At 71.5% G+C, this 13,000-nt stretch carries 13 protein-coding genes, 1 tRNA gene and 1 other RNA gene; 13 read left to right on the forward strand and 2 right to left on the reverse strand.

The window, feature by feature from the left end:
* Positions 1-210 precede the first annotated feature (210 nt).
* The 10 genes from pruA to GCE86_RS30630 all read left to right on the forward strand — a co-directional run bounded on the left by pruA (position 211) and on the right by GCE86_RS30630 (position 8,865).
* Positions 211-1,839 carry an L-glutamate gamma-semialdehyde dehydrogenase gene (gene pruA / locus GCE86_RS30585; RefSeq protein ID WP_154230129.1) on the forward strand — a complete coding sequence of 543 codons (1,629 nt, stop codon included), beginning with the start codon at positions 211-213 and terminating at the stop codon, positions 1,837-1,839.
* 176 nt (positions 1,840-2,015) lie between these two features.
* Entirely contained in the window at positions 2,016-2,531 is a 516-nt protein-coding gene (locus GCE86_RS30590; RefSeq protein ID WP_154230130.1) for a PadR family transcriptional regulator, read from the forward strand.
* A gap of 45 nt (positions 2,532-2,576) precedes the next feature.
* Complete coding sequence (gene prfB, locus GCE86_RS30595; protein WP_154230131.1) at positions 2,577-3,698, forward strand: peptide chain release factor 2; 1,122 nt, start codon at positions 2,577-2,579, stop codon at positions 3,696-3,698.
* A gap of 118 nt (positions 3,699-3,816) precedes the next feature.
* On the forward strand, positions 3,817-4,497 hold the full coding sequence (gene ftsE / locus GCE86_RS30600; RefSeq protein ID WP_091259988.1) for a cell division ATP-binding protein FtsE: 681 nt from the start codon (positions 3,817-3,819) through the stop codon (positions 4,495-4,497).
* Between the two features lie 62 nt (positions 4,498-4,559).
* The gene (ftsX, locus tag GCE86_RS30605) at positions 4,560-5,435 is read left to right on the forward strand and encodes a permease-like cell division protein FtsX (protein WP_154230132.1); all 876 of its coding nucleotides are present in this window, start codon (positions 4,560-4,562) and stop codon (positions 5,433-5,435) included.
* Positions 5,436-5,548: 113 nt separating this feature from the next.
* Positions 5,549-6,028, forward strand: coding sequence for an SsrA-binding protein SmpB (smpB, locus tag GCE86_RS30610; protein WP_154230133.1), 480 nt, complete (start codon positions 5,549-5,551; stop codon positions 6,026-6,028).
* Positions 6,029-6,132: 104 nt separating this feature from the next.
* Positions 6,133-6,508: a transfer-messenger RNA gene (ssrA, locus tag GCE86_RS30615) on the forward strand.
* A gap of 102 nt (positions 6,509-6,610) precedes the next feature.
* A complete protein-coding gene (locus GCE86_RS30620; protein WP_154230134.1) occupies positions 6,611-7,270 on the forward strand; it encodes a hypothetical protein in 660 nt (219 codons plus the stop codon).
* 118 nt (positions 7,271-7,388) lie between these two features.
* On the forward strand, positions 7,389-7,841 hold the full coding sequence (locus GCE86_RS30625) for a hypothetical protein (RefSeq protein ID WP_154230135.1): 453 nt from the start codon (positions 7,389-7,391) through the stop codon (positions 7,839-7,841).
* 40 nt (positions 7,842-7,881) lie between these two features.
* Positions 7,882-8,865, forward strand: a complete 984-nt coding sequence (locus GCE86_RS30630; RefSeq protein ID WP_154230136.1) for a hypothetical protein — start codon at positions 7,882-7,884, stop codon at positions 8,863-8,865.
* A gap of 3 nt (positions 8,866-8,868) precedes the next feature.
* Here GCE86_RS30630 and mdlC read toward each other — a convergent pair whose 3' ends face one another.
* Together mdlC and GCE86_RS30640 are read right to left on the reverse strand one after the other, a co-directional pair.
* Entirely contained in the window at positions 8,869-10,464 is a 1,596-nt protein-coding gene (mdlC, locus tag GCE86_RS30635) for a benzoylformate decarboxylase (RefSeq protein ID WP_154230137.1), read from the reverse strand.
* A 109-nt stretch (positions 10,465-10,573) separates the two neighbouring features.
* On the reverse strand, positions 10,574-11,377 hold the full coding sequence (locus GCE86_RS30640; RefSeq protein WP_154230138.1) for an S-methyl-5'-thioadenosine phosphorylase: 804 nt from the start codon (positions 11,375-11,377) through the stop codon (positions 10,574-10,576).
* A gap of 131 nt (positions 11,378-11,508) precedes the next feature.
* Between GCE86_RS30640 and GCE86_RS30645 the strand changes: the two genes are divergently transcribed.
* From GCE86_RS30645 to GCE86_RS30655, 3 genes are all read left to right on the forward strand, one after another.
* Positions 11,509-12,099: a YqgE/AlgH family protein gene (locus tag GCE86_RS30645; protein ID WP_091259972.1), complete on the forward strand. Its 591-nt coding sequence runs from the start codon at positions 11,509-11,511 to the stop codon at positions 12,097-12,099.
* A gap of 89 nt (positions 12,100-12,188) precedes the next feature.
* Positions 12,189-12,261 (forward strand) — tRNA-Ala (locus GCE86_RS30650).
* A 294-nt stretch (positions 12,262-12,555) separates the two neighbouring features.
* Complete coding sequence (locus GCE86_RS30655) at positions 12,556-12,945, forward strand: hypothetical protein (RefSeq protein WP_154230139.1); 390 nt, start codon at positions 12,556-12,558, stop codon at positions 12,943-12,945.
* Positions 12,946-13,000 lie beyond the last annotated feature (55 nt).

Genomic DNA, 13,000 nt, shown 5'->3' on the forward strand with positions numbered 1-13,000 from the left:
TCCGGTGTGCGGCGGTGCGTCCGGGTGTGGCGGCGGAGGCCCTCCGAAGCGGGGCGGTGGAGGTGGGGCCGGGCCCCTCGCATGGAAGAATTGGCCGAGGTCCCGCCGCCGCGACCGGTACACCGCGCGGCGCCCGGCGACCCGGCCACCCGGCCGGCCGCCCGCGGGTCCGATTTCGCCACCGCCGTCGAGATCGCACAGGAGCCTGTGATGGACGCCGTGTTCTCCGTACCCGAGCCGCGCAACGAGCCGGTCCACACCTACGAGCCCGGCAGCGCCGAGCGGGAGCGGCTCCAGCGGCGGCTGACCGACCTGGCCGCCGAGCGGATCGACCTGCCGATGACCATCGCCGGTGAGCAGCGGATGGCCGGCGGCGACCCCATCCAGGTGGTGCAGCCGCACAAGCACGCCCACGTGCTCGGCGTCACCGGCCACGCCACGCACGACGACGCTCGCGCCGCCGTCAAGGCCGCCAAGGACGCCGCGCCGATGTGGCGGGCGCTGCCGTTCGAGGAGCGCGCCGCGATCTTCCTGCGCGCCGCCGACCTGCTGTCCGGTCCCTGGCGGGACACGCTCAACGCGGCCACCATGCTGGGCCAGTCCAAGACCGTGGTCCAGGCCGAGATCGACTCGGCCTGCGAGCTCATCGACTTCCTCCGCTTCAACGTCTACTTCGCCCGCAAGCTGCTGGCCGAGCAGCCGATGTCCTCCCCGGGCGTGTGGAACCGCTTCGACCACCGGCCCCTGGAGGGCTTCGTCTACGCGGTCACCCCGTTCAACTTCACCGCGATCGCCGGCAACCTGCCCTCGGCTCCGGCGCTGCTCGGCAACACCGTGGTCTGGAAGCCGGGCCCGACCCAGCAGTTCGCCGCCCACTTCACCATGCGGCTGTTCGAGGCGGCCGGCCTGCCGCCCGGCGTGATCAACATGGTCACGGGGCGCGGCGAGGAGGTCTCCGACGTCGTGCTGGCCGATCCCGACCTGGCCGGCATCCACTTCACCGGCTCCACCAAGGTCTTCCAGCACCTCTGGAAGACGGTCGGCGACAACATCGCCCGCTACCGGGGCTACCCGCGGCTGGTCGGCGAGACCGGCGGCAAGGACTTCGTGGTGGCGCACAGCAGCGCCGACGTGGACGCCCTGCACACCGCCCTGATCCGGGGCGCCTACGAGTACCAGGGCCAGAAGTGCTCGGCCGCCTCGCGGGCGTACATCCCCCGGTCCATCTGGGAGGGCGGGCTGCGCGACCGGCTGGCCGCCACCGCCGACTCGCTCACCTACGGCGACGTCACCGACTTCAGCAACTTCGGCGGCGCCGTTATCGACGACAAGGCGTTCGCCCGGCACACCGCCGCGCTGGAGCTGATCAAGGGCGACGCCAGCTGCACGGTCCTGGCCGGCGGCACCGCCGACGACTCGGTCGGGTACTTCGTCCGGCCCACCCTCTTCGAGTGCTCGGACGCCGCGCACGAGACCTTCACCACCGAGTACTTCGGCCCGATCCTCGGCGTGCACGTCTTCGACGACGCGCGCTTCGACGACGTGGTCCACCAGGCCGAGTCGATCGCGCCGTACGCGCTGACCGGCTCGATCTTCGCGACCGACCGCCGGGTGGTCGACCAGGTGGCGGAGAAGATGCGGTACGCGGCCGGCAACTTCTACATCAACGACAAGCCGACCGGCGCGGTGGTCGGGCAGCAGCCGTTCGGCGGCGCCCGGGCCAGCGGCACGAACGACAAGGCGGGCTCCTGGCACAACCTGGTCCGCTGGATGTCCCCGCGGACGATCAAGGAGACCTTCGTCCCGCCGACCGAGCACGGTTACCCGCACATGGGCTGACCTGCGCAGGGTCGCCGGTGGCGCACCCAGCGTCACCGGCGACCGGCCGGCCGGGGGAGGGCCGCGACGTCCCCGGCGGACTGTCGTCCGCCGACAGTGCACATCGGACCAGCCAACAGGTGGCTAAAACGGCAAATCGTGGACGCCAGGTCCGACAAAGTGGCAGCTTAGAGGGCATGGCGGAATCCGGAGTCAACCCGACGGCGGCGGCCCTGCTGGGCCTGCTGCACGACGGCCCGATGACAGGCGGCCAACTGATGGCCGCCGCCGAGCGCCGGCTGGCGCCGTACTGGTCGATGACCCGCAGCCAGGTCTACCGCGAGCTTCCGGTCCTGGCCGAGAAGGGTCTGGTGCGGCTCGGCAAGCCCGGGCCGCGGTTGAGCCAGCCGTATGCGATCACCGCGGCCGGAAAACGGACATTCTCCCGCTGGCTGGCGGAGAACCCCGGCCGGGACACGATCCGTAACCCGATAGCGCTACGGATCGCCTTCGGCGGCCTGCACTCGGCGAGCCAGCTCAAGAACCTGTACGCCTCGGCGAACGAGTACCACACCGAGGCCCTCGCGGCGGTGCGTGAGCAGGTCAAGAACGCCAAGAAGGAAGGCGACAACTACGACGCCAGCGCGCTGGAGTTCGCCGTCGCCTACCACCGGGCCGCGCTGTCCTGGCTGAAGAGCGCCCCGGTCGGCTGACCACCTGCCGCGGGTAGGGCGACCCAGGCAGTAGTCTTGTCTGTCGTGACCGCTGCCGATTACGCCGAACAGCTCAAGGAACTCGACGCCACCCTGCGCAACATCGAGGCCGTCCTCGACCTCGACAAGCTGCGCGAGCAGAAGGCCCGCCTGGAGCAGGAGGCCTCCGCGCCGGACCTGTGGGACGACCAGGCCAAGGCGCAGCAGGTGACGTCGCAGCTGTCGTACGTCAACGGCGAGATCTCCAAGCTCGGCACCCTCCGCTCCCGGCTGGACGACGCCGGGGTGCTGCTGGAGCTGGCCCAGGCCGAGTCCGACCCCGGCACCCTCGCCGAGGTCGAGTCGGAGATCACCGGGCTGACCAAGGCCATCCAGGAGATGGAGGTCCGCACCCTGCTCTCCGGCGAGTACGACTCCCGGGAGGCGCTGGTCGCCATCCGGGCCGGCGCCGGCGGCGTGGACGCGGCCGACTTCGCCGAGATGCTGCTCCGGATGTACCTGCGCTGGGCCGAGCGGCACGGGTACCCGACCGAGGTCTACGAGACCTCGTACGCCGAGGAGGCGGGCCTCAAGTCGGCCACCTTCACGGTCAAGGTGCCCTACGCCTACGGCACGCTCAGCGTCGAGTCCGGCACGCACCGGCTGGTCCGGATCAGCCCGTTCGACAACCAGGGCCGCCGGCAGACCAGCTTTGCGGGCGTCGAGGTGCTGCCGGTGGTGGAGCAGACCGACCACATCGAGATCCCCGAGAACGAGATGCGGATCGACGTCTACCGGTCCTCCGGCCCGGGCGGGCAGAGCGTCAACACCACGGACTCGGCGGTCCGGATCACCCACATCCCGACCGGCATCGTGGTCACCTGCCAGAACGAGAAGTCCCAGCTGCAGAACAAGGCCTCGGCCCTGCGGGTGCTCCAGGCCCGGCTGCTGGAGCGCAAGCGGCAGGAGGAGCAGGCCAAGCTCCAGGGCCTGAAGACCGACGCCGCCGGCTCCTGGGGCGACCAGATGCGCTCGTACGTTCTGCACCCTTATCAGATGGTGAAGGATCTGCGGACCGAGCAGGAGACGGGCAATCCGTCCTCGGTCTTCGACGGCGAACTGGACAGCTTCATCGAGGCGGGTATCCGCTGGCGGAAGCAGCAGCAGCTCACCGCTGACGGTGCGTGATCGATCTTCGACGCAGTGCGTCATCGATCTCTGTCTGACCGGCTGAATCGACGACGCGACCCGCTTCGGAGGGGCTGGGGGCTTGGCTCTCCGGTTACACCGCGTAGACTCTCGACCCGTGATTCAGCTTGAGCAAGTGACGAAGACGTACCCGAAGGCGTCCCGGCCTTCGCTCGACAATGTGTCCGTCTCGATCGAGAAGGGCGAGTTCGTCTTCTTCATCGGTCCATCCGGCTCCGGCAAGTCCACGATCATCAAGATGCTGCTGCACGAGGTCACCCCCAACAAGGGGCGGGTCATCGTCAACGGCAAGGACGTCACGTCGATGCGCTCCTGGAAGCGACCCCACTTCCGGCGTTCCATCGGCTGCGTCTTCCAGGACTTCCGGCTCCTGCCGAACCGCACCGCCTACGAGAACGTGGCGTTCGCGCTGGAGGTGATCGGCAAGACCAAGGCGGTCGCCCGCCGGGTCGTGCCGGAGGTGCTGGAGCTGGTCGGTCTCGGTGGGAAGGAGCACCGCTACCCCCACGAGCTCTCCGGTGGTGAGCAGCAGCGTGTCGCGGTGGCCCGGGCGTTCGTGAACCGGCCGCTGATCCTGCTGGCGGACGAGCCCACCGGAAACCTGGACCCGGACACCTCGATCGAGATCATGCGCCTGCTGGACCGGATCAACCGCACCGGCACGACCGTCGTGATGGTCACGCACGACTCCAACATCGTGAACCAGATGCGCCGCCGCGTCATCGAGATCGAGAGCGGCCGCATCGTGCGCGACCAGGCCCGCGGCGTCTACGGCTGAACCGTTGACCCGCAGCCCCTGACGACGAACACCTCACGCCGGAGAGCCGGAGGAATATCCCGATGCGGATGAAGTACGTCCTGTCCGAGGTACTGGTCGGACTGTGGCGAAACGTCACCATGACGATCGCCATGATCATCACCATGGCGGTGTCGCTGTTCATGCTGGGCGGCAGCGGCCTTCTGTACCAGAAGGTCGGGGACATGAAGGACCTCTACTACGAGAACGTCGAGGTCTCGATCTTCCTGAAGACCGACGTCCAGGAACAGCAGCGGACCGACCTGCAGACCAAGCTCGAGGCCGACCCGCTAATCAAGAACGTCGATTACGTCGACAAGACGGAGGCGTACAAGCGCTTCCAGCAGATGTACGCCGACGCCCCCGACCTGGTGAACGCGGTCAAGCCCGACCAGCTGCCCGAGTCGTTCCGGCTCACGCTGAACGACCCGGAGCAGTACAAGCAGATCTACGACGAGTACAAGACCTCCGAGGGCATCGACACGATCGTCGACCAGAGCAAGCTGCTCGACAAGGTCTTCGGCGTGCTCACGGGCTTCCAGAACGGCGCGCTCGCGATCGCGATCGTGATGGCCATCGCCGCCCTGCTGCTGGTCGCCAACACCATCCAGGTGGCCGCGTACAGCAAGCGGCGCGAGGTCGCCGTCATGAAGCTGGTCGGCGCCTCGAACTGGTTCATCCAGGCGCCGTTCGTGCTGGAGGCGGTGGTCGCCGGTCTGTTCGGCTCGATCCTCGGCCTCCTCGCGTTGATCACGTTGAAGACGGTCGCCGCGGGGAGCTCGATGGCGGCCCTGGAGGGCCTGATCACGCCGATCTCCTGGTCCGAGATCTTCCTGACGTTCCCGCTCATGGCGGCCGTCGGTGGCCTCGTCAGCGCGGTCACCGCCTGGGTCACGCTCCGCTTCTACCTGCGGGTCTAGTTACCGGTACGGCTCTCCGAGGGCCCTCCCGCGCCGGAATAAACGGCGCGGGAGGGTCCTTGTGTTTCCGGTAGCATGATCCGCGCTCCGCGATCGGAAGGGAGGTGGCGCCGATGCCACGGGAAAAGGGTCGCAAGGTGGTCGCCTCCAACAAGAAGGCGCGGCACGACTACGCCATCCTCGACACCTACGAGGCGGGCATGTCGCTGACCGGCACCGAGGTCAAATCCCTGCGGGCCGGGCGGGCGTCGCTGGTCGACGCGTTCGCCCAGGAACGGGACGGCGAGCTCTACCTGCACGGCATGCACATCCCGGAGTACACCCAGGGCACCTGGACCAACCACGAGCCCCGGCGCACCCGGAAGCTGCTGCTCAAGCGGCTGGAGATCGACCGGCTGATCGGCAAGACCAGGGAGAGCGGGCTCACCATGGTCCCGCTGCAGGTCTACTTCTCCGACGGCTGGGCGAAGGTGGAGATCGGCCTGGCCCGGGGTAAGAAGTCGTACGACAAGCGCCAGGACCTCGCCAAGCGGGACGCCGACCGGGAGATCGCCCGGGTGGTGGGCCGGCGCGGCAAGGGCATGGCTGAGTGAAACATCCGGTTTGTCCGGGAGCCCGCCGCGGGCGGGCCTCGGAATGAATCCGGTTGCGCCAGGCGTTAGGCTTGGTGATGCTGCCGACAGGGGCAGCCCGTCGAGGGGGTGACTGGTTTCGACTTCGTACGTTGCGGCAGGGGAAGCGAGCCGAGGAAGCCGACGTCGTCTCGAGAATCGTTCGTCGGAAACCAATAAGCGCCAAGAACAATCGCGCTGACTTCGCTCTCGCCGCCTGAGGCGAGTAGCAAGTCTGTCGGCCTGGGAGCGCCTTCGACCCAGTTAGCCGGCATCAGCTAGAAGGCTGGCCAACCGGACCCGGTCGCGGGGTCCGTGCGGCGAGATCAATCAGCGACTGGGCCCGTCACACCGACTCGCTCGCGTGATCGGAGGGGCCGAGTAGAGGCACAGCGAGCTGCGCTCGGAGAAGCCCTGACAAGGCGGCGAAGGACCCGGGTTCGATTCCCGGCACCTCCACCACCTGACCTGTGCGCCCCGGTCCCACCCGGACCGGGGCGCACAGTCGTCTCCGGACCCGTTGCTGTCTCCGGACCCGTTGTGCCGGCGCTCTAGGCTCCGCCTGTGACCAACGATCGGATCCGGCTCTCCGTCGGCGCGGCGTCCGGCCAGCGCGCCGGGGCCGCCGTGGTGGGTGTCCTGTTCACCGCCTTCGGGGCGGCCTTCGTGCTGCTGCCGCTCGTCGCCGAGGGGCTGCTGCGCCGGGTCACCGGCTTCGGCGACCCGGTTCCCTCGTACGACGACGTGCGGGACCTGCCGCCCGACCTGCTCCCGCCCGACCTGAACGACGCTCCCGCCGCGCCCACGCCGCTGCGCTTCGCCGGACTCTGCGGGCTCCCGTTCGTGCTGCTCGGGCTCTACCTGGTGCTGCGGGTGCTGCGCACGGCCACCTGGCTGGACGGCACCCGGGCCTCGGTCCGCGGTGCGCTCGGCACCCGCACCGTCGACCTGGCCACCGCCGACGTGCGGGGCGGCGCGGTCGCCCACCGGGTCGGCGACGACGGCGTGGTGCGGGTGCCCACCCTCATCGCCCGGGACCGGGAGACCGGCCGGCGGGTCAGCATTCCGTTGCAGGGCCCGGGGCTGGGCACCCTGCCTCCGTACGAGCTGCGGGCGCTCGCCGAGGCGATCACCGCGGGCCGGCCGGACCAGGGCCGCGACGCCGACGCGCACGTCCTCGCCGGCCGGCTGCGCACCATGGCGGAGGATCCGCTGGGGCGATAGGGGCCGCTGTGACCCGTGGGGTGGATGGGGCAGATGAGGCATCCGCTCCTGCTGGACAGGCCGGGGACCCGGGTTCACCATCGCTGTACGCGGTAGCACAGCAGCGCGGGAGGTGCCCATGGTCACCAATCCGATCCAGCAGCCGGCGACCGTCACCGCCGTGCCTCATCCCCGGCCCGCCCTCACCGGCGACCTGTGTGGTCTCGTCCGGGCGCTCGCCACGCCGCCGGCGGAACCGGGCTGGCGGGAGCACCTGGTCGGCCGGCTCGGCCCGGTCCGGCGGGGCTTCGCCGAGCACGTACGGCTCACCGAGGGCCCGGCCGGCCTCTACGCCGAACTGCTCCACCAGGCGCCCCGGCTGGACCGGGGCGTACGGCTCCTGGCCGACGAGCACGTCGCCATCGCGGGCGCGATCGCCGCGCTCCAGCACGCGGTGCGGCTGCCCGCGGTGCCCGCCGAGGAACTGCGGAAGCTGGTCCGGAGCCTGCTGCGGGCGCTGGACCGGCATCGGCAGCGCGGCGCGGACCTGCTCTGGGAGGCGTACCAGGCCGACCTGGGCGGGGAGGACTGACCGGCGGGAACCGGCCGGCGGAGGGCGGCGTCCAACCGGCATGCGTCGCTCTCTCGCCCTGCTCGGGCTGCCGCTCCTGGTCCTGGCCGGCTGCGCCGCGCCCGGCGCCGACCCGGCCGCCCCGCCGGCCGCCGGCCCGGGCGGCGCGTCCGTCTCCGGTCCGGACCACCGCTGGGAGGCGTTCGGCCAGCGGGCCACCGAGGTGGCCGACGCGTGGCGCCCGGGCCCCGTGTGGCGCAGCGGGTACGTCCCGCTCGACGAGGCCACCGTGCTGGTCGGTGACCCGGGCTTCACCGACGAGACGAAACAGGCCTTCCTCAACGGCTGGTACCGGGACCAGACCGCCCTGCCGACCGCCCGGCCCGCCGACGGGACGATCCGCTTCCCGGACGGCGTCCTGCGCGTCCCGCTGGTCAGCGCCGCGGACGCGTACGCCCAGCTGGACCAGGGCGACCCGCCGCCCTGCGAGGGCCGGCCCAGCACACTCGGGCCGGGGCGGCCCAAGGGCGGCCCGACCATCGAGCCCGGCCCGGACGGCTGGGTCGCCACCCAGGCGCCCAGCCCGTGCATCCCGCTCACGGTCACCGGAGTGACGCTGGGCGGCGCGCCGGTGCGGACCAGCCGGGGTGAGGCCACCGTGCCGGCCTGGCTGTTCACCGTGGAGGGTCTCCGGGCGCCGGTGGCCCGCCTCGCCGTCGCGCCGAGCGCGGTCGGCACGGCGCCGGAGGGGACCGCGCCGAGCCGCCCGGTCGACGACGGGATCGTGGGGGCCCTGGACCTGCGGGCGGTGACCGGCAACCGGGTCGACTACCGGGTCGGGACCGGGGCCTGCGACGGGGAGCCCACGCCGCTGGTGCTGGAGCGGGACGACGTGGTGGTGATCGGCGGCGGGGTGGTCCGCTCGACCGGACCCTGCACCATGCAGCTCGTCATGAAGCCGGTGAGCGTCACGCTCAAGGCGCCCCTCGGCGGCCGGGCGGTGCTCGACGCGGCCAGCGGCACGCCGCTCCTCGTGCGCCGCTGACCGCTAGAGGATCCGCGGCACGTCGGTGCTGATCGGCACCGGCAGCACGGTCGGCCGGTCGGCCGCCAGCGCGGCGGCCAGCGCCGGGCCGATCCCGTCCGGCGACTCCACCACCTCGGCCGCGCAGCCGTAGCCGCGCGCCACCGCGGTGACGTCCAGCCCCGGCAGGTCCAGCGCCGGCACCCCGGGCGTGTGCTTCAGCTCGGCGAACGCCTTGAGGATCGCGTACTGCCGGTTGACCGGGACCACGACGGGGAGCGGCAGGCCGAGCTGCGCGGCGGTCCACAACGCCTGCACCGAGTAGTGGAAGGAGCCGTCGCCGACCACCGCGACCACCGGCCGGCCGCGCCCGGTGTCCCGCTCGGCCAGCGCGATGCCCACCGCCGCCGGCAGGCCGAAACCCAGGCCGCCGCTGGCCATCGTGAAGTACGAGCGGGGCCGGCCGATCCGCAACCGGCGGCGCAGCGCGGCCAGGTTGGACGGGGACTCCTGCACGAGCACCCCGTCGGCCGGCCACTGCCCGGCCAGCGCGGCGAAGAGGGCGTCGGCGCTCGGGGGATCGGCCGCCTCGGGTGGCGCCGGGGTCTCCCGGGCCGGCGGCGGGGGACGATCCGTCGGGGGCAGCAGCTCCACGAGCCCGGCCATGGCCAGCCCGGCCTCGCCGAGCAGGCTCTCGCCGACCGGGGCCCGGGCCGCCTCGTCCGGGTCGTCGGTGACGTGCAGCAGCCGGGCGTCGCCGGGCAGGTAGTCACCCGGCACGTGCGGGTAGTAGCGGAACACCGGGGCGCCGACCACCAGCACCGTGTCGTGGCCGCGCAGCGCCTCGCTCAGCGGGCCGATCGCGTACGGCAGGACGCCCCGGAACTGCGGATGGTCCTCGGGGAAGACGGCCCGCTCCGGCGCCGGGGCGGCCCAGACCGGCGCGGCCAGCCGCTCGGCCAACGCCACGGCGGCCGGCCAGGCGTCGGACCGGTCCACCGCCGCGCCCAGCACCAGCACCGGAGCCCGTGAGGCGGCCAGCGTGGCGGCGAAACCGCGCAGCCGGTCCGGGTCCGGCGCGATCCGGGTGGCCACCGTCCGCACCTGCGGCGGCGGGTCGGCGGGCCGGTCCCAGTCGTCCATGGGCAGGGACAGGAAGACCGGCCCGGTCGGTGGCTGCACCGCCGCGGCGTACGCCCGCATGAAGGCCGCCGGGATGTCCTGGGCGCGTGCCGGCTCGTGGGCCCACTTCACGTACGGGTGGACCAGCTCGACCGCCCGGGGGCTGGCCAGGCGGGGCTCGATCAGCAGCATCTCCCGGGTCTGCTGGCCGGCGGTGACGATCAGCGGCGTCCGGTTGTGCCAGGCGGTGACCAGGTTGCCCATGCCGTTGCCGGTGCCCGGGGCGGTGTGCAGGTTGACGTGGGCGGGGCGGCCGGTGGCCTGCGCGTAGCCGTCGGCCATGGCCACGGCCGACGCCTCCTGGAGCGCGTGCACGTAGCGGAAGTCGGCCGGGAAGTCGGTGAGGAACGGTTCCTCGGTGGAGCCGGGATTGCCGAACACGGTGGTCAGGCCCAGCGCGCGGAGCAGGTCGTAGGTCGTCTCGCGGACCGTTGCCATCGCCGGCTGCCTCCCGTCCCCCGCGCGTGCCGGGGACGGCCCCGTGATCAGCTCCCCGACCAGCCGAATCTATCGGGCCGAGGGTGACTTTTCGGGCGCTTCCCAGCGCTCAGGGTAGCGGGAACGGAAGCTTGATCCCGTCCAGCGCCCGCCCGCAGGGGCAGTCCCGTTCGGTGGGCAGCGCGGCGACCGCGTCCAGCAGCACCCCGCGCAGCCGGTCCGTGTTCTCCGCGAAGACCCGGAAGACCTCCTCCTGGGTGACCGACTCGCCCGCCTCGACGCCCGCGTCCAGGTCGGTGACCAGGGCGATCGAGGTGTAGCAGAGGGCCAGCTCGCGGGCGAGCACCGCCTCCGGGTGCCCGGTCATGTTGACCACCGTGCCGCCCATCGAGGCGTACCAGCGCGACTCCGCCCGGGTGGAGAAGCGCGGCCCCTCGACCACCACCACGGTGCCGCCGTCCACCGCGGGCACGCCACGCCCGGCCGCCGCGTCGAGCAGCGTCCGCCGCCCGGCCGGGCAGTACGGGTCGGCGAAGGAGACGTGCACCGCACCCTGGTCGTAGTAGGTCTGGGTGCGCCCGCTGGTGCGGTCGACGAGCTGATCGGGCACCACGAACGTGCCCGGGCCCAGCTCCGGCCGCAGCCCGCCGACGGCGCAGGGCGCCAGCACCTGGCGTACGCCCAGGGACCGCAGCGCCCAGAGGTTGGCCCGGTAGGGGATCAGGTGCGGCGGGTAGCGGTGATCCCGCCCGTGGCGGGGCAGGAACGCCACCCGCCGGCCGGCCACCTCGGCGATCGTGACCGGGTCCGACGGCGCGCCGTACGGCGTCTCCAGCACGTGTTCGGTGGCGCCGTCGAGCAGGGCGTAGAGGCCCGACCCGCCGATCACCGCCAGTTCGGCCGTAGCCGCCATCCGGCCCTCCCTCGATCCGTGGCGATCACCCGCCGGTCAGACCTTAGCCACCGGGCGGGGCGCAGGCTATGGTGCCTTGCATGGCGTTGACAGCGCGGCTGGTCGCGGCGTACGGCTGACGGGTGTCGGACATGCAGGGTGAGGGACAGGCGATCGGTGGCCGAGCCATGGATTCCATGACCGGGCGGCTGCTGGTCGCGACGCCTGCGCTGAAGGACCCGAACTTCGACCGCACGGTCGTGCTGCTGGTGGCCCACGAGCCCGGTGGCGCCCTCGGCGTCGTGCTGAACCGGGCCACCGAGGTCCCGGTGGCCGACGTCCTGGGCGACTGGAGCGACCTGGCCCGCCACCCCGCGGTGCTCTTCGAGGGCGGCCCCGTGCAGCCCGACTCGGCCATCTGCCTGGCCCGGATGCGTCACCCGATCAAGCCGGTGAAGGGCTTCCACCGGGTCTCCGGCGCGGTGGGCACCATCGACCTCTCGGTCGACCCGGAGAAGCTGCGCGACGCCGTCGGGGGGATCCGGGTCTTCGCCGGCTATTCCGGCTGGGGCGCCGGGCAGCTGGAGCGGGAGATCGAGGACGGCTCCTGGTTCGTGCTCGACGCCCTCCCCGGCGACGCCTTCGTCGACCGCCCGGACGACCTCTGGCCCATGGTGCTGCGCCGACAGGGCGGCATGATGGCGGCGGTCGCCCACTTCCCCCCGGATGTGGCCCTGAACTGAGTGGCCGGCCGGGGTACCCCGCGAGATGACCATGCCGACCGGCGTGTGTATAGTTCTCTCCGTGCCCGGGCGACCGGGGACAACCGCAAGGGGCCGTGGCGCAGCTGGTAGCGCACCACACTGGCAGTGTGGGGGTCAGGGGTTCGAGTCCCCTCGGCTCCACCCTTCACGATCAGGGCGTTCGTCGGACACGACGGACGCCCTTTGTCGTATTCGGAGCCGGAAGTAAGCGAGGCTGGTTCCCCTCGCCCCACGGCGCGTCCTCCATCACTCCCGCTGCCGGTACGGGTCGCGTGGGCATGACGTGGCTGCAGCTGTTCATGTGACCTCCGATCCCGCAGTGACCGAGGAGTTCCCTGAGCACTCGGGGGTGAAGGCTTGAAGCGGGCTGCTGCGCCATCAAGGTCCGGCTTATGCTGGCCTGCCTCGTGCCACTGATCTCAGCGAAGGATGGACATGGAAAACCTGCTCGTGGTGGGAGTGGTCATCGCCGCTCTCCTAGCGGTGCTGCTGCTCATGGGGCTGCGGAAGGGTAGGCGGGTACGCGCGATGGTCAAGAACTCCCCTCAGCTTCCTCCTGACCAGCTACGCGCCATGGGCATGTCGGTATTGGCCAAGCTCGTCGAGCAAGGCGCCGGCAAGGATGGCTACGTGGCAGTGCTCCCCGCGCTCACGTCCCTGAAGATCCGCCCCATGTCCCGTGAACACGTCGACGTCACGACGTACCTGCTGGGCCACGGCTTCGTTGTGGAGAAGTCGGGTGAGCCGGTGCTGGTCAATGTGATGGTCACGGACGCCGGCCGTGCTGCACGTGACGCAGGACGTTCCCTTGCGACTGAGCCGTGATGACGACCAGCTGACCCCAGCTCGCGCGCCCTCCTGAGCCGCCTCGACCCGTGAA

The organism is Micromonospora terminaliae (assembly GCF_009671205.1).
Classification (GTDB): domain Bacteria; phylum Actinomycetota; class Actinomycetes; order Mycobacteriales; family Micromonosporaceae; genus Micromonospora; species Micromonospora terminaliae.

Excerpts from the sequence above, each read along its gene's own strand:
- GCE86_RS30655 (WP_154230139.1), top strand. The coding sequence starts at position 12,556 with ATGGAAAACCTGCTCGTGGTGGGAGTGGTCATCGCCGCTCTCCTAGCG.
- smpB (WP_154230133.1), top strand. The coding sequence starts at position 5,549 with ATGCCACGGGAAAAGGGTCGCAAGGTGGTCGCCTCCAACAAGAAGGCG.
- GCE86_RS30625 (WP_154230135.1), top strand. The coding sequence starts at position 7,389 with ATGGTCACCAATCCGATCCAGCAGCCGGCGACCGTCACCGCCGTGCCT.
- ftsX (WP_154230132.1), top strand. The coding sequence starts at position 4,560 with ATGCGGATGAAGTACGTCCTGTCCGAGGTACTGGTCGGACTGTGGCGA.
- GCE86_RS30640 (WP_154230138.1), bottom strand. The coding sequence starts at position 11,377 with ATGGCGGCTACGGCCGAACTGGCGGTGATCGGCGGGTCGGGCCTCTAC.
- mdlC (WP_154230137.1), bottom strand. The coding sequence starts at position 10,464 with ATGGCAACGGTCCGCGAGACGACCTACGACCTGCTCCGCGCGCTGGGC.
- GCE86_RS30590 (WP_154230130.1), top strand. The coding sequence starts at position 2,016 with ATGGCGGAATCCGGAGTCAACCCGACGGCGGCGGCCCTGCTGGGCCTG.
- GCE86_RS30630 (WP_154230136.1), top strand. The coding sequence starts at position 7,882 with ATGCGTCGCTCTCTCGCCCTGCTCGGGCTGCCGCTCCTGGTCCTGGCC.
- pruA (WP_154230129.1), top strand. The coding sequence starts at position 211 with ATGGACGCCGTGTTCTCCGTACCCGAGCCGCGCAACGAGCCGGTCCAC.
- GCE86_RS30645 (WP_091259972.1), top strand. The coding sequence starts at position 11,509 with ATGCAGGGTGAGGGACAGGCGATCGGTGGCCGAGCCATGGATTCCATG.